We start from the raw sequence: 19,400 nt of genomic DNA, 5'->3' as shown, positions 1-19,400 counted from the left end.
TACTATATATTTAATAAAGACCAAGTGCTGCTAACACTTGGTCCATACAATTGGCTTGGATGGTTTATCCCCTTCTAAGTCACAGGAACAAAACCCACCTTCGGCAGCTAACCTTTGGGTGGGTTTTTTACTTTCTCTTGTTGTTATTGATGTAAGTTAAAAGTGCAAGAATGAATGATCCAAAGAGGAACATTATTGTTCATGCATCCTTTACTTCCATGGCTTGACCTCCTTTTGAAGGGAAACCATGCCCACCCAAGATTCAAGTGTACTCTCCTAGCTTACCACATTTATCCACCATTTGGCGGAATGTATGTTCGGTTCTTTTGTTATATGTTTTGCCGGAATTTCCGATAACGTTCCCTGTGTTCACGAACCCGAAAAGGCTAAAAGGAGCGCAGCGACTGGGTGGCTGCGCCACTTAGCCTTGCAGGGTTGATTGCCTGACTCTGCTCCCTCGCTTCTTACCTGCTGGTAATCCAAGGACCGAATGGTCCGATACGTGAAAACGATGTTATCTGATACCGGTGCCATCTTTGAATTACTTACAAAATAAGCTCTTCATTCTTTAGAGTGGACTGTATTCATGTTATAATGTCTATAATTAGTTTGAAAGGAGTTGTTGATCTTGGCTATTAGTAAAGATCGAATTAACTACCTCATTAATCACTTGACAGAAAAAGATCTTGAACTTGTAACCGACTTGATGGAGCGTCTTATCCAGAATGATTATTCGGAAATTCCTCTTGATGATGAGCCTACTACTCGAGATGACTTAGCTTCAATCAAGGCAGCTCATGATGCTATGGAAAAAGGCGAACTCATTAGCTTAAAGGATATCGAGCATGAATTACGAAATTAAATTCTATAAAGATGCAATAAAAAGCATCCAAAAACTAGATAAACCAACTCGAAATCGTATTCTTGATCATATCAACATACTCTCAGAAAACCCAAAACATCCAGAACTAGATATTAAAAAAATGCAAGGTACTGAAAATCAATATCGTCTTAGGGTTGGTTCTTATAGAGTTATTTACTCTTACTTTAATGATCAGTTGATTATTGTGATTATCAAGGTTGGTTCTCGTGGTGATGTTTATAAAGCTTAGAGGCACTAATTAGTGTCTCTTTTATTTTTGTATTGCACCGGTTTCAGATAACGTTCTCGTGTTCACGACGTCCAACTCCATTAAGCCCGAAGGGCGGCCGCGATTCGGTTAGGGAGGTGGATGTGTCCAGCTGAATCTACTTCCCGCAGCTGATATGCCTCACCGAATCCACATCTAACTTCTGCAGGACCGAGGGCAGGATGGCCCGATGCGTGAACATTGTGTTATACGCCGTTCAAATCTTCCTGATTAACTCAAGAGTCTTTAATAGTTCCTTTAAGGAATCCTTGAAATACTTGACAGTGCATCGTAATTTCATTTCTATTTTGTGATAGAAAATCATCAATCATTTCTGGTTTATTTCCTCTTTCGTCATCGTACGGATATCTTGAGCAACCTCTCATAACAAGTCCTAATGATTCTAATTTCTCTGAGCTTACTTTAATTGACTGGGCAAAGACAGTTTTATCAGCTAATAGTTCATTTTTAATTTCTTTACATTCCATTTCGATTTTTTCTGGATCAAGATAAGAAAAAGTTACACACAAATGTAAATATAATAGTTTAACATCTATCTCATCGAGCTCTGCAAGAATTGAAACACAACGCTGCATTCCATTTATATCATCAAGGTTCTCAGAACCAACAGTAACAAGGACTGACGAAGCTAGTCGTCTTGTCCAATCATTCTTTGCATTAATAGAATGTTTAACAAGCTCTTCTATCATCACAAATTCTTCAGTTGAAAAATCAAATTCTACAAATCGATTTAATTCTTGAATATTTCTTTTTTGCATTTCTGCAGCTATTTCTTTATGTAGCTTTTCGATTTTCTCTCTGTCCTTAGTTGCAATTTTATCTGTAATTATTCTATTGCCCAAGTTGTACATACACCCTAGCGCCGGAATCCCTAAAGTAAATAATGCTTGAACTCCAGTCGGGTAAGTTCCGATTAGTGTTAATATCCCACCAATAACTCCTGCAGTACCTAAATCAGAAATTGCTTGAGGAAGATGTTTTTTAACTTCCATGTTTAATCTCCTTATGAACTGATGAATTTACAATGTTTATTGAATGGCGTATAACGTTCCCGTATTCACGAACCCGAGAACCTTAAGGCAGCTACAGCTGTCGGCCGCGACGCGGTTAGGTTCGCAGGGTTGTTCGCCTGAATCCACTCCCAGCTTCATCCTCATCGGGCGAACCCAGGAGCCTTCAGGCTCCGCAGCGTGAATACATTGTTATATGATGCCGCCCACTTCCCCGAATTATCGGTAATGGATTTAGAGTTGTATCCATCCAAGAGCAACTTCAATTAAATATTCTTCACCAATCTTTATATTCTTCTCTGTTATATATTCTCCACCCAGCTTTTTATAGAAATTTATTGATGAATTATCTTTAAGGACCCACAGCATCATGGAGTCATAGTTCTTCAACTTTAGATCTTCTATAAATCTATTAAAAAGCAATCTACCATATCCTCTTCCTTGGACATCTTGTAATAGGTAGATTGCATATAATTCAGCTTGATAATTTATTTCGACTTCTCGACTTTTACCTCCATTTAAAAATCCAACAATTTGATTATTCGTATCCTCTAATACGTAGATGAACTCACTATAATTTGAGTTATTAAATATCCAGTTCCAATTTTTAATCTTTCCTTCTATAGTCATATTCGATAGATAGGATTCTGAAACAATGTTCTTATAGGTAGTTCTCCAGCTTTCCAAATGCACCTGAGCAATTCCTTCAATATCATTAGGCGAAGCTGATCTAATATTCATTGAATTCCTCCTCATTTTTGCACTAGGGCGGTTTCATATAACGTTGTTGTATTCGCGACGTTCATTTCCCTTAGATAGCTCTTATCTTAGGGAAATGGATGTATCTACCTGAGTTTTCTTCTCCGAGATTACTTCTGGTAGATCAAGGGCTGACTAGCCCGCTGTGCGAATACTGTGTTAGACGAAGCTTTTATTCTTCTTCGCATATTCCTACTTGGTGTATTTCATATTTTGACGAAGTTTTCGCTTCGTAAAAAGCCATCATTACGTCTAAAGACTTAAAATATATTGAAGTTCTTATTCTGACTATCTGAAGATATCTAGAGGACTCATTAATTGATCTCTGTAATAATTCGAATTTATTTACTCCATTAATTCTCTGAAGGTCAGAAACAAACTCCTCGATTGCAACTTCATCGTCAAACGTTATCATTATTTGAAAACAATTAGCTAGGGATAATTCGCTTTCAATTTCAACACTTTGTTTATTTTGTAAATTATTAAGTTTTGATAAAATATCAGCACTTCTATTAACATACTTGATCAGTGAAATGAACTCATTAACGATATCCCTAGTCACCATATCTCGTGCTCCTATATGGATAAAAGCTGGGCTAGATTGCATCAATTTAATTATATGCACTTCATCATCTATTTCATGAAGTTGCCCTTTAACATCATCCCTTAATCGGAAATTAGAGATTTTCTCTGCTAACAAGTTATGTATTTCAATATTTCGTAAACGCTGACCACCTGAATCGTGATTGTTAAAATATCTAGAACAAAATAAGTAATCTTCTTCTAGAATTAGACCTCGATTATTTACTTCCTTAAGTATTTGCCAAGCATATTTAAATTTTTTATCATAGTCATATAAAAGTTCAAGATATTGTTCTTCATATTCAATATTTGCAGCTATTAAAATATGGTTGGTTATTTCCTCCATGAATAATATCAGACTCTTTATAGCGTAATTATCTAACCCAAAGGCAACCATAAATTTGATTTCATCTAATTTTTCAATAAAAAATGGAGGTAAAGTTTCAACAATCGGAATTTGCATAATAAATGCTCTTTCATCAAGAAATTCCTTTCTAGAATTTATCAGTTGATCTACTAACGAGTTTTCATTCATCTTCAATCCTCCAAAAAGTAAATTATAAAAGTTTCGTCTAACGTAATATTAACGAAGTTCGTATATGCCCTATGCTAAGAGTTATTCAAGAAATGATTGAATTATCCTGCTCGTTTGACATAAGGATCTTCCATTAAGTCTCATTACAAGAATACAATAGGTACTCTGCAGCAATAAGGTCAAATTCCTTTCCTCTGACCCCGCCCCCTTAAAGCCTATCATAACTACGTGTGTCTTTGCTTTTAAGCTGCGCATCACACCAGGAAAAATCAACATATAGCGGTTACAGGCAAATCTAAAAGGCCTCAGCCCTGAATTCCATGGGCTGAGGCCTTTTATAGCACATTAATATACACTGTCTATTTGACGTGGAATACTTTTTACTATGCGCTTGTGTTTCGAGTATTTCTGCTACTTTGCCGTCAGAATCGACGCTTTCCGGTACTTTGTAGCCTGTTCGTAATCGTAGGCCATGCCGAGCAGATCGGCTTCGCTCCACATTTTTCCTGTGAATGCCAGCTCGAACGGTGAGCCGCTCTTATAATAACCTGCAGGAACAGTGACAAGCGGAACACCGGCCAGATTAATCTCTGACACTGTTGTCGCGCCGATGTTGTCTTCACTCGAGAGAAGTGGCGTTTCTTTGTACATTTGTGGAAAAACCAGGGCATCAAGATCGTATTTGTCCATGACATCGTTAATGATCTTTAGTAGTTTTGTGCGGGTATCAATGAAGGCGGAGAGATCTGGGTGTGAATCAGGATCGGGTAGATTGCCGTTGTAACGCTCGAAAATGGATGGGGTTTGACCCGTCTTGGTGATCAGCTCCTGGACATTATGAATGGCAGCACTCGGTCCAAGGTTCTTCAAGTAGTTTTGCATATCGTAAATAACTGAATCGATTCCGTTCGCACCGGTCTTCACTGTCTGGGCAAAGGTCGTACCGGCGAACGGATCGGTTACGACTGTTGCGCCCTGCGCTATTAGTTCCTTAACGGCACGATCGTAAAGAAGCTGAGTTTCAGGTGTGAGTTCCTGATCCCTCCATCCTTTGCCGTACAAGCCGATTCGCTTGCCCGCCAATTCCTGCGTATTCAGCTTAGAAGTATAACCGTTGACCGGAATATTGCCGATCGAAGCAACCGTCTTTGCGTCATCGTGCGTGTAGCCGGCGATAACGTCCAGCATGGCTGCCGCATCCTGAACCGTACGGGCATGAGTACCGATGACATCCCTTGTGCTTCCTCCTAGAGGTACTACTCCCGAGTTTGGCACCAATCCGAAACTTGGTTTGATCCCAACGATATTCTGCGCAGCTGCAGGATTCTGAATGGAACCGCCCGTCTCCTCAGCGATGCCCAGCACGGCAAAGTTCCCCGATACGGACGTTGCCGTCCCACTGCTGCTGCCTCCGGGAACGAGCTTTCTGTCAACGGCGTTGTAGGTATCCCCGTCCCAACTGGTCGTTGCGCGAGTGCCGGAAGAGCTGAACGCCGGGATGTTCGTTCTGCCCAGAATAATGGCTCCGGCTTCTTTTAACCGGGTAACAACGGGAGCATCTCTCTCGGGGATGAGCTCGATTCCTCCCTTTTCTTTACTAAGCGGTGCCCAGCCCATCGTCGATGGGAAACCGGCCATATCCACCGCTTCTTTAATGACAATCGGCACACCAGCCAAGGGACCGAGCTTCTCCCCGCTCGCACGCCGTCGGTCTATCTCACGGGCTTCATCCAACGCCTTCGGGTTCATCACCGTGAATGCATTGTAGTTGGGCTCGTATATTTTAATTCGGTCTAGATAGGCTTGCACAACCTCAACCGTCGTATATTTTCCATTCGTATACCCGTCCTGAAGCTGTTTAAGCGTAATTTCTTCGAACGGGAATGCCTCTGCCGCCTTAGCGGTAGAAGTGGGCATATAAGGGACCAGCAAAATGAGGACAAGCAGCATAGCAGCTATGGAGGATAAGTGCCTTTTCATAAATAAAATTGAACGTTGCATCTTAGTATCCAACTCCTCTTTTAGAATTTTGAACATACATAGCCAATGAATATGTCATGTATGTTAACGCTTTTTTACTCTGATTTATTCGTACATCCTCCCTTCTTTACAACAAACATAAAATATGTAAGTTATAATAACGTGATTATACGTAGCTTTTTCTTTATCGTAAATGGTTTTGTTAGGGAATGTAACATTTAAAGATAGGTAAAATTGTTGTTTTTTTATTTAGGCTATGCCAACAATGCAATGAATAACAAAGAGACGCTCGGGTATCCCGGCGTCTGGATCAAGCTGTATGGCCGATATTAGGTGAAGTGAAAGCTGAAATGACAACTAAATAAAAGTACTGGTTATTGGCGAATAAGCCTCTACGAGGATATCTTTCTGCTGGCAGAATTAAATGAGATCCTCTGGCGTATTGCTTACATATGCAAAGATTGGGTTGACCATGTCGTGGAAGCGCCGGCCTAGCAGCTCATACCCCTCGGCACCAGGGTGCAGACCGTCCGCCAGAAAGGTTTTATCCTCCGGGCCGAACCAGTTTAGGCCATCCCGATAGTAAATTTTTCGATCGCCCCGTTCCCTGAGCAGCTCCACGGTCTCCTGGATGGCGACTCTCATCATGGGCAGTGTGAAGCCCAGCAAATTCAGCTCCGTTTCGCGGCTGGAGCCATAAATTGGGGAAATGACAAGCAGTGGGGTCTCCTTGTGCTTGTCGCGTATCGTCTCCAGCAGGCCAATCAGCAGCGGCTTGAACATGCGCGGGCTTAAAGTGCCTGCGCCATAGATGTTCACACCTGCACATATGGAGATGAAATCGGCTGGCAAATCGCGAATCAGCCGCCCGATCATCGGCTCCATGTGACAGTTGCCGGAGAAGCCGAGATTGGTCAAGTTGAAGCCACAGTCTCCGGCAGCAATGGCCGGCCAAGCGCGCGAGGGGCTGGAGGCCGCGACGCACTGGGTAATGGAGCTGCCGTAAGTAATCCATCGGTGCCGGGTATCAGGTAGCGGGATTCCGGCAGCGTTGGCGCCAATTTGCAGGCCGGTGACGGTCATTCCTATATTTTGCGGGAGCCAGATCTCCAGATCCTTGACTCCGCCTGGAAGCTCACTGAACAAGGCTTCAGTTGCACCGGCTGGTAAGCTGAGGGTCTGGACCAATGCTCCTCCAATTAGGCCATCCATAGCGGCGGCATCCGCAAGTGGCGTGAACGATATCGCCACCTGTGCGGAATCTGTGCGCAGCCGCAGGCGGACACCGGCGCAAATCTCCGCTTTGCCTTCAATACCCTCCGGCGGATACAGCTCGTAATCCGAGTAAGGAATACGCCACGGCTTGATTCCACTCTCCCGGTGTTCCAGTGAAACGGCACCGTGAAACCATTCATCCGTTAAGGGAAGCTGCTTCACTTCGTATTCCCTTCCTTCTTGCTTACGGCCTCTTCAACTGGCTGGAAATCCTCTCCGAGCCACACGTCCTGCTCAAGCAGCCGCCGCTGAAGCCCGGCTACGGAAATGCCGCGTGAGCCTGTACCGCCTTGCAGCGCCAAAGCTGCTGCCGTTCCCGCAGCCTGACCCATAGAGAAACAGTTCGGCATCACGCGCAGGGAGCCTTGGACCGCACGATCCGAGGATACGGAGCGTCCGGCTACCCAAAGATTATCGATGCCGACCGGCAGTAGAATACGGTACGGTACGCCGTGTGAAACTCCCGGAGGCAAGTGGTTGAAGGTCATATCGCTTGTACTGTTGGCGAGATGGATGTCGATGTAGTAGGCGTTGCGGGCAATGTCATCCGGAAAAGAGCGCGCAGCAAGGAAATCATCGACGGTTAGGATATAATCTCCTTCGATGCGCCGCGTCTCTCGAATGCCGAGCTGTTCTCCGCTCGCCACCATATGGGCGTGCTCAAAGCCTGGTACATAGCGGCGAAAGAATTGCAGCTGGCGTTCTGCCGTGCGGCGGCCTTCAATCGCTCCCCGCGTCAAATCCTCGGCGAGCGTCCCATCAATGCCGAACACATGGCCGAAGTTGACGCCCACTAGATAGTCGCTGATCCAGGCAAGCCCGGAGATCGACTTGCGGCCCTCCGGCAGCGCTCCGTCCTTGATCGCCTGCTCGACTGTCTTATGCAGCTGGCCCGTGTCCCCGCTCTCCTCGAGAAACCGTTTAAACTTCGAACGGTCCACGTTGGCAAGCAGATAACACATGCTGCCGGGCTGAAGCTCACCCGCTTCCCCGCCCTTCTGAAAGGGAACTCCCGCCAGCGCAGCAATATCTCCGTCTCCTGAGCAGTCGATGATATACCGGCAGGAGATGAACGAACGTCCGGTTTTGTTGACGACGACAACGCCTTCAATCTTCCTGCGGTCCTCGGATAGTACGACATCATAGACAAAGGTGTGATACAGCGGCATGACGCCGCTTTCCAGAATGGCATCGTCATAAACCCGTTTCAGTACCTCGGGATCGATCGGCACCCAATCCAGCAGCTCTTGATATTCCTCTTGGTAATCGGCGCCGCACGCCTGCTTCATCCGCTCCATCAGCTCCAGGCCAAGACCGCGGATAATCGGCTTCTGCTTATCCGTAAAGGGACAGAAGGCCGGGACAAGCGCAACGGTGCCCATGCCTCCAAGGAATCCTCGCTGCTCCACCAGCATAGTGCTTGCTCCACTTCTCGCAGCGGCAATGGCCGCAGCAATGCCGGCAGCGCCACCGCCGATGACCAGCACATCTACCTCACGGGAAACCGGAATACTAGCGGCTGACAAAATAATAGGTTCATCATTCATAGAAAGTTCCTCCAATTCTGTATAGGTTTAAACTTTCCAACTCAGCTTATTTGACTTCAGCTTCAGCTTATTTGACCGTGCCTTCAAGACAAAGACGCAACAGATCATCCACATGCGCGGTAGCCAGACATTCTACCGTATCAGCGGCGCCATAGTAGATTTTGACTTCCCCGGAATCCTCCAAAATCATACCCCCGGGAAAAATAACGTCATTGCGGAAGCCCCCGCTGGTCTCATATCCAGCCTCCGGCGCAAGCAGCGGCGCCGCTGCCCGGCCGATGATCCGGCTGGGATCGGCAAGATCCAGCAGCATAATGCCGGCGGTATAACGTTTCTTCCAGCTATCCTCCCAGCCGTTCTTTCCCCGGCTGTGGTCAAGGTCCACGGCATGGAACAAGGTCAACCAGCCTTTGTCCGTTTTGACGGGTGGAGCGCCCGGGCCTACCTTGTCATTGGCATAAGCTACATCTTCAACCGCGAGCAGCAGCTTGGAGTTGCCCCAATATTGCAGGTCAGGCGAGTCGCTCATCCACATGTCAAAGCGGTCTCTGCCGTTCCGGCTGTATACGGGCATCGGACGCTCCAGCCGCACGTATTTGCCCCCGATCCGCTCCGGGAACAATACCATGTTGCGGTTGTCCGGCAGCGACAGGCTCAGCACCTCAAAGGAGCTGAAATCTTCCGTGACGGCGATGCCGCCGCGCAGTCCATGCTTTGTATCCACCGCAAAGCACATATAACATTGTTCGCCGATCACCGTTAGACGCGGATCATAGACGCGGGTAACCTCCTCATCATGCCACGACCAGCACGGCTCCGGCTGTACCTCCCACTTTATTCCATCCTTGCTGAAAGCTAATCCGAGATTGGTCGTATGATGGGGAGCAACAATTCCCTGGTGTTCATCACCATAGTCATTGCGGAAGACCATCACATATCTGCCTTTAAATTTGACGACTCCCGCGTTAAAGACCATCGCCGGGCCGTAAGGCACATCACTTGGCAACAGAATCGGATTAGCTGAACAACGGGTGATCACCGGGCTGGAAACCAAAGGTCCTACTGTAGAATCACTCATATGTGGAATACTCCTTTGTATAAATAAGAAATTGAAATAAGAAATTGAATTTAGCCTTTGACCGAGCCTGCGGTCACCTGGATAAACGTTTTGTTGGCCAAAATATACGCAAGCAGCATCGGCAGGATCGACAAACATGCTCCCGCCATCATCAGGTGGATCTGCATCGCTGCGGAAGAACCGTAACGGAGATTCGCCAGCCCGACGGTGAGCGTCTGCAGCTGCGGATTGGTCATCGTGAACACCAGCGGCAGAATGTATTCGTTCCACGCATGGCGGAAGGCAAACAGCCCGGCCACGCCCAGACCCGGTGTCAAGAGCGGCAGAATAATCCGGAAGAAAGTTCGGATGAACCCGGAGCCGTCCACCATGGCCGCTTCATCAAGCTCGCGGGGAATGGCTTTGAAGAAGCCCTGCAGCATAAAGAACGTGCTGGAATGAGCGCTAATCAGGATCAGGATGACTCCCCACAGCGTGGTGTTCAGGTGCAGGGCTACCATCAGATCAAACTGCGGGCGCAGCACAATAGCGCCAACCGATATAAACATCATCGATGCTTGCACCGTTACATACAGGGATTTGCCGGGAAAATTACGCCGGTCCACCACATAAGCCGCCATGGAAGCGACCAGCAGGGTGCCTGCTGTCACCATAATGCTGACAAAAGCGCTGTTCCAGGTATAGCGGGCGAAATTAGCCTGCTTCCAGGCTTCCGCATAGTTGACGAATTGCAGTTTGGCCGGCAGCAGGCTGCCGCCGGTCATCATTTCGGCGCCGGTCTTGAGAGAACCGGATAATGTCATAAACAAGGGAAATAAAGTTAGCAGTGCCGTTATCAATAGAAACAGCCACATGATCGTACGGGCAAGAGCTCTGCCGGCATGGCCGGAAATCGGGCGGGCTGCACTGCTCCCGCGCCCGCTTGGCCGAGGGGATAACACCTGTTCGTTCATTGATGGACCTCCTGTACGCTAATACACTTTGTTCATTTTACGGCTCAAGAAGAAATACAAACCGGTGATCGCTCCAACGATGACTGCACTTGCGAAACCAACGGCACTGCCATAACCAAGCTGCTGTGATACCGGCGAACCTGTAGATACCGGGAACAGCAATTTGTACAGATACAGGTACATGACCTCGGTTTTGCCGATCGGACCGCCTTCCGTGATAACCATAATGCTCTCGTAGCCTTTCAGGGAAGCGATAATCGCCAGCATCATGACCATTTGAGCAACCGGCGCCAGCATCGGAAGCGTGATGTTCCAGAGTCGTCTTGCGGCGTTCGCGCCGTCAATAGCCGCACTCTCATACAAATCCTGTGGAATGCTCTGTAGTCCAGCCAGGAACAGCAGCATATAATTGCCGACTGCGCCCCATACCGCCACTAGAATGACTGTGAGCATCGCATGTTTGGGTCCGAGCCAGTCGATCGGCTGCGAGACCAGGTGCAGCTTCATCAGGACGGTGTTAACCATGCCGTTGTAGGAATTGAAGATATTGTAAAAAACCACGGATATAACTGCGGTACTAATGACCGTCGGCATAAAATAAATACTCCGCAGCAGATTGCCGCCCCGCAGCTTCCCGTTCAGGATAACCGCCAGCAGCAGAGATAACGGGAGCGTCAAGAGCAGCTTGCCTCCGGCAAAGATAAAGGTATTGCGGACAGATTCCCAGAACAGCCCGTCGCGCATTAAGCGGCGGAAATTGTCCAAGCCAATGAACAGCGCATCGCCGTACCCAGCATAATCATAGAACATATAGCGAAGCATCCAGAACAAAGGATAGATCCCCAAGGCAACCGTCAGAATGATGCTTGGGATCAGAAACAGAGTATTCTCCCCCAGCCGTTTCCATTTAAAGCCCATGATTCGTTCCTCCTTCGGCAAAAGAAAAGGGGCATCCGCCAAGAAGTGCGCGGCAGCCCCTCCTTCCTGTTATTCTCCCTGCGGTTTGCTTGGATCAAAAGCAGGATCCGGCGTTACGGTAATCTCGCCTTTCTCCACGGCTTTAGACAAGGCGGCGTTGTATCTGGCGTTCAAATCCGCTGTGATCGCTTTCAAATCTCCCCCGTCGAGAATATATTTGAAGAAAGCATCCGGATAGCTGGAACCTTCCGGAGTAACGTTTGGCGAAGCAGGCCAAAGCGCGTCGTGTTCTCCGACCAGGAAGCCCTCCATTCCATTGATATCAGGGTTTTTGGCCTCTTTCACAATACTTGGCACAATAGCAATCCCGAAGCCTTTTTCATGATAAGTCTTCAAAATTTCGTCGCCGTACATATACTGCATAAATTTCCAGGCCGCATCCTGGTTGGCCGATTTAGCGCTGATGCCAAGCCAGGTTCCGGCGGAAACGATTTCGGAAGTACCCTTGATCTGTCCGTCTAAAGTTGGGGCCAAGGCGCCCGCCCAGTTGATTTTCGTCGGGAATTGATCCATGTACACGCCCGGCTCCGTCGAGAATGAAAGATACATGCCGATTTTGCCGGCGGCGAATTGGGCCCGCAGCGGGTCAATGTCTAGCGATTCCGCGCCGGGCAGAATGCTTCCGTCTTTATACATCTGCTTGAAGTATTCGACTACCTGCGAATAAGGGGCGAAATCGAATTGGCCGGTTTTCAGATCATAACCAAGTCCCTGGTAGCCGCTTAGGGAGAGAATTTCCCGGATGGAACGCTCAAACGCTGACTTTGGACTTTTGAAGTTCAATGCGAAGCCGTAAATGCCCTCGGATTTACCGGTTTCGGTAATTTTCTTGGCATCGTCGACCATTTCCTGCAGCGATGCCGGAGGACTCGCGATGCCTGCTTTGGCAAAGAGGTCCTTGTTGTAAACAAGACGCAAGGTAAGGCCGGTATTGGGCAAAGAGTACAGCTTGCCGTCAAAACGGTTCACATTATCGAACACCAGGCTGCCAAATTCCGTTTTCATATCATCGGTCAGATAACCGTCGATTGGAGCTAGGTAACCTTTTTTGACGAACTCAGCCGTGTTGCCGCTCTTCAGGCGCAGCACATCCGGCGCCTGGTTGCTGGAGAAAGCAATATCCACGCTTTGTGTGTAGTTCTCGGACATCACCGTTAACTCCACCTGGATATGGTCGCTGTTCGTTTCATTAAACTTGTTGATCAGTTCCTTAATATACTCCTGGTCATGACGATCGTCGGTCCAGTATTTTATCCTTACCGGCTCGCCCGCGGCCGTATTGCTGCCCGTTTCGGATGCGGGAGCCGCTGTGCCGCCGCCCGCCATTCCATTCGCCGAACTCCCGTTGTTGCCATTCCCTCCGCAGCCTGCAATTCCGGCGGCCAGCATGAGGCTTAGGCTGAGACCTAACCATTTTTTTCGCATACGTTCTTCCCCTTTAATTAACGTTTGTATTGTGAGCTCGCTTTTATTGTAGACTCTCATCCTCAGAAAAGGAGTGGGGCATATTCACTCTCCAGGGATAGGATTCTATGGTCTGTGAGCAGAACAGTTCCTGTACGCACCTCACATTTTCGGCCGGTCCGGATGGTAAGCCGCCCTGAATTCCGACGGTGTCATTCCGGTGGTTTTCTTGAACATTTCACTGAAATACCTGCGCTCCTCATAACCTACAGCCGAAGCTACCTCTTGCACCTGCGCCCCCTCCACCAGCAGCAGCTTCGCTTTATGGATGCGTTCCGAGGTCGTATACTGGGTGACCGTCATCCCGGTCACCTTCTTGAACAAGCTGGAAAAGTAGCTGGCGCTAAGATGAACATGGGCGGCGCATTCACCAACAGTGATGTCCTCGGACAAACGGCCCTTGATATAGTCAATAGCTTCATAAATCACTCTCTGCCCTTCCGATAAGCTGTTCCGGCGTACCAGTTCGGCTCCATCCGTGCATAAGGCGAGCAGCTGACGCTGCAAAGAGGCCAGTGACAGTCCCGCCGTCCCTTGCACCGCCCTGAATTTTTGAATCAGCGGCTGAATGTCCGTATACGGAACCATCTCGTAAAAGGTGCGAATGGCTGAAGCGGCCAGCTCATCGTACAAACTGAGGAGGTAATCCGGATTCTGCCGGGAGACCAGACCCTGCAGGGTTTCTGAAATCGTGGATAAAATGGTACCCGTCCGTTCGGCATTCCCGGAACGAAGGGCAAGCAGCAGCTCTTCTTTATACTCCAGCGCCAGCGGCTCTTGGCTGCCGCTTTGGTGAATGTCGTCGTACAGAATGGCCGCATTCCCTTCGGTGAACAAGTGATGGGATAACGCCCGATGAGCCTGACGGTAGGAATCGGGCAGCTCGCTGATCTCCTCCACTCTGCCGCCGACCCCCACCGAAACCGTAAACTTGGTATATTGCTCAATATTCCGGCAGCAAAGCTCGGCAATTTCAATCGGACTGAATGAACTGGACACACCTGTATCGTTCAGTACGGCCAGGTACCGGTCATGGCGGGCCCTGAAGACGACATTTCGTGTATAGTCATCCAGTGTCTCCTGCATGATGTTTAGCAGTGAGAAACGGATTAGCTCCATCTCCCGGATAGACAGCTCGGCAACCTGCTCCTGGAAACGGTCAATTTCGATCAGCATCACTATGAATCCATGAGGCTCCAGCTCAATATTCAGAAAGTTCCACCGCCTCGAAGCCTCTTCCCATGTAGTACGGTGGCTCACGAGCAGCGCGAAGTATTCCTGCCGCAGCACCGGCATGCTTTCGCGGAGCTTATTCTCCATTTCCCGCAGACTTAAGCGTTTGCCTCTCTCTTCTATAATTTCTGCCTTGGCCCGCAGCACCGCCGACATGATATCTTCCTCTGAAAAAGGCTTCAGCACAAAATCAAATGCACCCAGCTGAACCGCCTGCTGCGCATAATCGAAGTCGGCATAACCGCTGATCAAAATAACCTTGCAGCTGTGGTTCTCTTCCAGAACCGCGCGCAGCAGGCTAAGCCCATCCATTCTTGGCATCCGTATATCGGTTATGATCAGGTCTGGCCGCACCTCTTTAATCAGCTTAAGCCCCTCTTCTCCATTGCTCGAAACTCCCGCGACCTGAATCCCCTGCTCCTCCCAGTTCATCGCCGTCAGTCCGTCCACTACGCTCTTGATATCGTCGATAATGCAGAGACTAACTTCCTCATGATTGCTCATCCGAATGCTCCTCCTTCTTGGGCAATGAAATCCGTATTTCCGTTCCAAGGCCCGGCGTACTGTTCACCTGGAATTCCGAACTTTCCCCGTAATAGAGCTTTAGACGCCGGATCAGATTGGATACGGCATATCCCTTCTCCGACTCCCGCCCAAAGAGTGCGCGGACTTGGGTCTCGTCCATACCGCTGCCATTATCGCTTACGGCAATCGTTAAGCGATCCCCGTCTCCGGTAATTTCTATCTTGATCCGGCCGCCGTCTACTAGGTCGCGAAAACCATGCAGAATGCTGTTCTCCACCAGCGGCTGCAGAATGATGCGTGGAATCGAAAGCGCGGACAGCTCCGGCTCACAGACATGAATCTCATAGGAGAACAACCCCTCATAGCAGCTTGACTGCAGTTCCAGGTACTGGCGTACATGCTCTAATTCTTTCGAAAGTGTTGTAATTTCCTTGCCGTTATTCAGACCGAGCTGGAACAGCCGGGAAAGCGACAAGACCATTTTTTGCGAAGGCTCGATCTGCTTCAAGTTCAGCTTCCAGTAAATCGTGTTCAGCGTGTTGTACAGAAAATGCGGATCCATCTGCGCGGATAACGCCTTGATCTCTGCAGATCGCTTATTCGTCTGCGCTTCCGTCACCTCTTCAATCAACACCACAATCTGCTCCAGCATCCGGTTAAACCTGAAGCCAACCTGAGCCAGCTCATCTCCGTTGCCGCTCTCAAAACGGGCGGACAAATCATTGTTCTCTACTCGTTTCATCACCTTCAGCAGCACCTGCAGCGGCTTCAGCAAATAGCGTGTAAACGCCCCGGAAATCAGCGTTGTTAGGGTAAAGGCCGCCAGAGCAACTCCGGCAATCAGCCATTTCACATATACCATGTCCTTCAGCACTCCAGCCCGGGACTGGATCGTGGTTAACGTCCAATTCGCAATGCCGAGCTTGGCATAATTGAGCAAATAAGCTTTGCCGTCCAGTTCAAAGGATTGGCTGCCTTCCGGTCGGTTCATCAGATCCGTCAGATTTCCTGAGTCCACCGCCTGCCGGACCAGGGGTTCCTTCGCAGGGTAAACGGTTTCACCTTCCGTGTTCATTAAGAAACTGAACGCCTGTGTCCCGGTGTCCCCCTGCACCAGCTTACGGAAGCCGTCTTCACGGATATTCACGACAATATAGACATCTTTGACCGGAATATCAAAGATTGGCTCCAGAATGAGAGAGATGACGCGGTCCCTGCCCGAGAAGAGCATATCTTCATGGCCTTCCACCCAGAGGTTCTTGTTCTCCTGTGTAATGCGGTCATACAGGAAGGTGTCTTCAAACGCGGTGAGTCTGTTGCGGTTCATAGACGAAGGATAGAACTCGCCTATCGGCGTTGTCACATAGATGGACTGTATCAGCGGTTCGGCAATCCGCGCCTGCGAGAAAACGTTGTCAAGATCGTTCAGATGTGTGTAATAACGGCTGGAGTCCCCGGATGCGGCATCCTTTAACATGTCGTGAAAAGGCTGGCTGATCATGAACGTCATCATAATCAGCATCAGCTTGTTCAGCTTCTCGTCCACGATCTGTGCGGACCTGACCACCGTGTCCTGCGTGAGCTTCATCGCATTTTTTTCCAAAGTAAGTGCCGAAATATAATAAGATAACCCGCCGGTCATCAGCACGGAGAGTACAATGACGGCTAAAAATGCGATTTTGAGTTTGTTTCGGAACGATTGCCTGCGAAGGTAGCCCAAATTTCTAACGCCTCCCGTTAAGATCTGTATCCTTCGATTATGTCTTGCAAACCCCGATTCGACAACGTAAAAAATGAAGCTGTCCCGAGCAGCCATTTTATGGCTTTGGGGCAGCTCCTTCGTAGAAATCTGGTTATACTTGACCAGCCTGCTGGGGGGCTCTTTTGTGACGGTTACAGAATCTGTACCCGCTAAATCTGGTTAGGAACAGTGACCAAAGCATCATCAAAATGGACACCCGCCGAGGTGGTCCGGAATCCCACTCCTCCCGAGGTCAATTCGGTTACAGGATTGGTCCATTCCATTTTTAATTCTCCATCTACATAACCCTTTATCTGGTTTCCTTGGACGACAGCCTTCAACGTATACCACTGCTTCTCCTGAGCCGTAAACGGAGTACTGGCTACCGACGTCAGTTGTCCATTCACGGATTTATACAACTCTAGCTTTTGATTTGATGAATTGATTCGGTACATATAATAATTGTTGGCATCCTGCACCCTGAAGACTATGCCTGCGTTTGCATTGGTGATGGGCATGTTCATTCCGGCTTCATACGCGTAATCCTGCCATGATCCACCGGCGCCGGCGGTAATCAGGGATGTGGTTGTCTGGTTCCCGCTGGACAGCACCTTATTCGAACCGACTGTCGGTACAGTCCAGCCGCCTGAAACAGACGTCCATCCCGCCGTATCTCCGTCTTCGAAATTGTCGCTGAATAGCACCTCGGAATTGTCAAACCTTACACCATTCACATTGTTGTTAACGGTAACTTTCAAATCGCTCAGTTTGGTTGCGAGCTTGCCTTTAACATAGATATCCGAGAATACGACATCGTTAACCATTCCGCCTTTAGTGACATTCCCGGAAATTCTGGATGGATTAGCTCCCAGCTGGCGGATATTGAGATTCTTTAAGGTTACATGGCTTACATCGCCGGAAGTACTGGCAGAAATCCCTAGCCAATAGTTGCCGAATTGATTGATCTCGACCCGTTCGATATCAATATTCTCAAACGTAATATCTTGAGCGTACCCTTCCTCCGGGAGCGTATTGTATTGGTAACCATGTTCAATCAGCAAGGCCCTATCACTTTGGAACACGTACGAATTGCGGAAGGTCACTCCGATCTGCGGCTGTGCTACGCCCATGCCAATCTTGAAAGCTGCGGCTCTTGTCCAGGCAAGCGCGTCATCAAAGACCACGTTCTCCAAGTGTTCAAGCTCTCCCGGCCACCCTGCGGACATCCCCGTTTGCAGCCAGGTTTTAGTCGAATAATTGTCATCATCCGATATGGCGATTGCATGTTTGACAAGTACGTTCTGACTTTCGTTGATATCAATAACATCATCCTCAATTTTGTATAAATCCTGAAATCCCTTGAGATTGGTTATGGTAACATTGTCGGATCGAACGACCATGAACGACCAGAAGCCGGCATCCCGCAATATTAAACCATCAAAAGTAAAGTTTGAAGTTGCGATCGGGACCAGCAGGTTATTCAAGAGCCCTTCATTTTTATTCGGCGCAGGCATCTTTCGCTCTCGCATCGCAATGCCATTTCCATCAATGGTTCCCCGTCCACGTATGGTGATATTGCTCGAGTTCACGGCAGTACGAATAAAATACGTTCCATCCTCATTTAGTGAATCCTTCCGAAAATCAACCGCGTAGTCTTCACCTTTGCCTGTACCGGCAATGACAGCGCCTCCGGCAAGGTAAAAGGTTACATTGCTTTTTAAGGTCAGATTGCCGCTCTTATAGACACCGGTTGGAACAAATACAATGCCGCCGCCAGCTTGATAGGCGTCATCGATAGCCCGCTGAATCGCATCCGAGGCCATCGATGTCCCCGTATTATCCGCGTTGTATGGCGACTTTGTCACATTGTAGATCCCGGCACCGGTAGATGGAGGGATATCTGTCTCCAAAGGATCCGCTGCGATAACAATCTTCTTCTTCTGGTCATTGATTTTTATAATCACATAGGTTGAGGAAGAAAGCGTGAAGGTCAGCTTGTTCCCGTTGACCGTCCCCTCGATGTTCTTGGCCATAGGACTGATGGAATAAGAGATAATAGGCACATTATTCGTAACCTCGATACTAACCGTACCGGAAAAAGAAAATTGTGCGTAATCATAGTCATCTTTATAGCTGATTACAGGAACCGATTGGTTGCCTACTTTCAATGAAAATACGCTGGATGCGGTATAGATGGATGGCATCGGGTAATTTTGAATCGTGGCGGAAGCAGCGGCGGTCTGTGTTGACGACGCAGGTTCAGTATCGTTTGCCATATTCATGGAAGAAATAGAATTCTGACTCTCGGCCGCATCAGCAGCACCAGCCATTTGGGGTAAAGATCCTGTAATCATAACGGCGAGCACTACCAACAGACTAACTGCTTTTCTCGTAAGGGTAAGCATAAATACCTCCTTAAGATTAGTCATCTGTCCAACGATGGTCAGGCAAACTTGTGACTCAATGAAAGCGTTAACATTTTTGGTTAACAAGCTCCCATTTTTCTGACGGACCAGCCCTCCCTTCGTTGCAAATTTTCACTGCCGAGATGAATTATAATCGCTGCCGAAAAAGAAAGGAGTGGGGCAG

16 protein-coding genes are annotated in these 19,400 nt (G+C 48.2%); 2 read left to right on the top strand and 14 right to left on the bottom strand.

Features of this window, described 5'->3' with window-relative positions; all coding sequences use genetic code 11:
- Positions 1–127 precede the first annotated feature (127 nt).
- The gene (locus tag AC3ZPD_RS03325) at positions 128–193 is read right to left on the bottom strand and encodes a putative holin-like toxin (RefSeq protein ID WP_490983419.1); all 66 of its coding nucleotides are present in this window, start codon (positions 191–193) and stop codon (positions 128–130) included.
- Positions 194–628: 435 nt separating this feature from the next.
- Here AC3ZPD_RS03325 and AC3ZPD_RS03320 point away from each other — a divergent pair, with 435 nt between their 5' ends.
- Positions 629–862: a hypothetical protein gene (locus AC3ZPD_RS03320; RefSeq protein ID WP_490982855.1), complete on the top strand. Its 234-nt coding sequence runs from the start codon at positions 629–631 to the stop codon at positions 860–862.
- Entirely contained in the window at positions 846–1,112 is a 267-nt protein-coding gene (locus tag AC3ZPD_RS03315) for a type II toxin-antitoxin system RelE family toxin (RefSeq protein ID WP_094093755.1), read from the top strand. The genes AC3ZPD_RS03320 and AC3ZPD_RS03315 overlap by 17 nt, the downstream gene beginning before the upstream one ends.
- 254 nt (positions 1,113–1,366) lie before the next feature.
- Here AC3ZPD_RS03315 and AC3ZPD_RS03310 read toward each other — a convergent pair whose 3' ends face one another.
- The 13 genes from AC3ZPD_RS03310 to AC3ZPD_RS03250 form a co-directional block, all read right to left on the bottom strand.
- On the bottom strand, positions 1,367–2,143 hold the full coding sequence (locus AC3ZPD_RS03310) for a hypothetical protein (protein WP_490982854.1): 777 nt from the start codon (positions 2,141–2,143) through the stop codon (positions 1,367–1,369).
- A gap of 252 nt (positions 2,144–2,395) precedes the next feature.
- Positions 2,396–2,902 (bottom strand): GNAT family N-acetyltransferase, encoded by a 507-nt coding sequence (locus tag AC3ZPD_RS03305; RefSeq protein ID WP_490982853.1) that lies wholly within the window; start codon positions 2,900–2,902, stop codon positions 2,396–2,398.
- Positions 2,903–3,092: 190 nt separating this feature from the next.
- Complete coding sequence (locus AC3ZPD_RS03300) at positions 3,093–4,037, bottom strand: hypothetical protein (protein ID WP_490982852.1); 945 nt, start codon at positions 4,035–4,037, stop codon at positions 3,093–3,095.
- A gap of 411 nt (positions 4,038–4,448) precedes the next feature.
- On the bottom strand, positions 4,449–6,038 hold the full coding sequence (locus AC3ZPD_RS03295; protein WP_490982851.1) for an amidase: 1,590 nt from the start codon (positions 6,036–6,038) through the stop codon (positions 4,449–4,451).
- A gap of 399 nt (positions 6,039–6,437) precedes the next feature.
- Positions 6,438–7,454, bottom strand: coding sequence for an SGNH/GDSL hydrolase family protein (locus AC3ZPD_RS03290; protein WP_490982850.1), 1,017 nt, complete (start codon positions 7,452–7,454; stop codon positions 6,438–6,440).
- Entirely contained in the window at positions 7,451–8,839 is a 1,389-nt protein-coding gene (locus AC3ZPD_RS03285) for an FAD-dependent oxidoreductase (RefSeq protein ID WP_490982849.1), read from the bottom strand. The genes AC3ZPD_RS03290 and AC3ZPD_RS03285 overlap by 4 nt, the downstream gene beginning before the upstream one ends.
- Positions 8,840–8,906: 67 nt before the next feature.
- Complete coding sequence (locus tag AC3ZPD_RS03280; RefSeq protein ID WP_490982848.1) at positions 8,907–9,917, bottom strand: glycoside hydrolase family 130 protein; 1,011 nt, start codon at positions 9,915–9,917, stop codon at positions 8,907–8,909.
- A gap of 50 nt (positions 9,918–9,967) precedes the next feature.
- Entirely contained in the window at positions 9,968–10,870 is a 903-nt protein-coding gene (locus AC3ZPD_RS03275) for a carbohydrate ABC transporter permease (protein ID WP_490982847.1), read from the bottom strand.
- Positions 10,871–10,888: 18 nt separating this feature from the next.
- The gene (locus AC3ZPD_RS03270; RefSeq protein ID WP_490982846.1) at positions 10,889–11,788 is read right to left on the bottom strand and encodes a carbohydrate ABC transporter permease; all 900 of its coding nucleotides are present in this window, start codon (positions 11,786–11,788) and stop codon (positions 10,889–10,891) included.
- Between the two features lie 69 nt (positions 11,789–11,857).
- Entirely contained in the window at positions 11,858–13,273 is a 1,416-nt protein-coding gene (locus tag AC3ZPD_RS03265; protein ID WP_490982845.1) for an ABC transporter substrate-binding protein, read from the bottom strand.
- A gap of 141 nt (positions 13,274–13,414) precedes the next feature.
- The gene (locus AC3ZPD_RS03260; RefSeq protein ID WP_490982844.1) at positions 13,415–15,049 is read right to left on the bottom strand and encodes a response regulator; all 1,635 of its coding nucleotides are present in this window, start codon (positions 15,047–15,049) and stop codon (positions 13,415–13,417) included.
- Complete coding sequence (locus AC3ZPD_RS03255; RefSeq protein ID WP_490982843.1) at positions 15,036–16,790, bottom strand: sensor histidine kinase; 1,755 nt, start codon at positions 16,788–16,790, stop codon at positions 15,036–15,038. Before AC3ZPD_RS03255 ends, AC3ZPD_RS03260 begins: the two co-directional genes overlap by 14 nt.
- A 191-nt stretch (positions 16,791–16,981) precedes the next feature.
- Entirely contained in the window at positions 16,982–19,216 is a 2,235-nt protein-coding gene (locus tag AC3ZPD_RS03250) for a 3-keto-alpha-glucoside-1,2-lyase-like domain-containing protein (RefSeq protein WP_490982842.1), read from the bottom strand.
- Between the last annotated feature and the right edge of the window lie 184 nt (positions 19,217–19,400).

The organism is Paenibacillus mobilis, from assembly GCF_058267595.1.
This window is presented reverse-complemented; position numbering and strand designations above follow the sequence as displayed.

Coding starts and splice junctions, on each gene's coding strand:
- AC3ZPD_RS03315 (WP_094093755.1), top strand. CDS start 846: ATGAATTACGAAATTAAATTCTATAAAGATGCAATAAAAAGCATCCAA.
- AC3ZPD_RS03310 (WP_490982854.1), bottom strand. CDS start 2,143: ATGGAAGTTAAAAAACATCTTCCTCAAGCAATTTCTGATTTAGGTACT.
- AC3ZPD_RS03305 (WP_490982853.1), bottom strand. CDS start 2,902: ATGAATATTAGATCAGCTTCGCCTAATGATATTGAAGGAATTGCTCAG.
- AC3ZPD_RS03300 (WP_490982852.1), bottom strand. CDS start 4,037: ATGAATGAAAACTCGTTAGTAGATCAACTGATAAATTCTAGAAAGGAA.
- AC3ZPD_RS03295 (WP_490982851.1), bottom strand. CDS start 6,038: ATGCAACGTTCAATTTTATTTATGAAAAGGCACTTATCCTCCATAGCT.
- AC3ZPD_RS03285 (WP_490982849.1), bottom strand. CDS start 8,839: ATGAATGATGAACCTATTATTTTGTCAGCCGCTAGTATTCCGGTTTCC.
- AC3ZPD_RS03280 (WP_490982848.1), bottom strand. CDS start 9,917: ATGAGTGATTCTACAGTAGGACCTTTGGTTTCCAGCCCGGTGATCACC.
- AC3ZPD_RS03275 (WP_490982847.1), bottom strand. CDS start 10,870: ATGAACGAACAGGTGTTATCCCCTCGGCCAAGCGGGCGCGGGAGCAGT.
- AC3ZPD_RS03270 (WP_490982846.1), bottom strand. CDS start 11,788: ATGGGCTTTAAATGGAAACGGCTGGGGGAGAATACTCTGTTTCTGATC.
- AC3ZPD_RS03265 (WP_490982845.1), bottom strand. CDS start 13,273: ATGCGAAAAAAATGGTTAGGTCTCAGCCTAAGCCTCATGCTGGCCGCC.
- AC3ZPD_RS03260 (WP_490982844.1), bottom strand. CDS start 15,049: ATGAGCAATCATGAGGAAGTTAGTCTCTGCATTATCGACGATATCAAG.
- AC3ZPD_RS03250 (WP_490982842.1), bottom strand. CDS start 19,216: ATGCTTACCCTTACGAGAAAAGCAGTTAGTCTGTTGGTAGTGCTCGCC.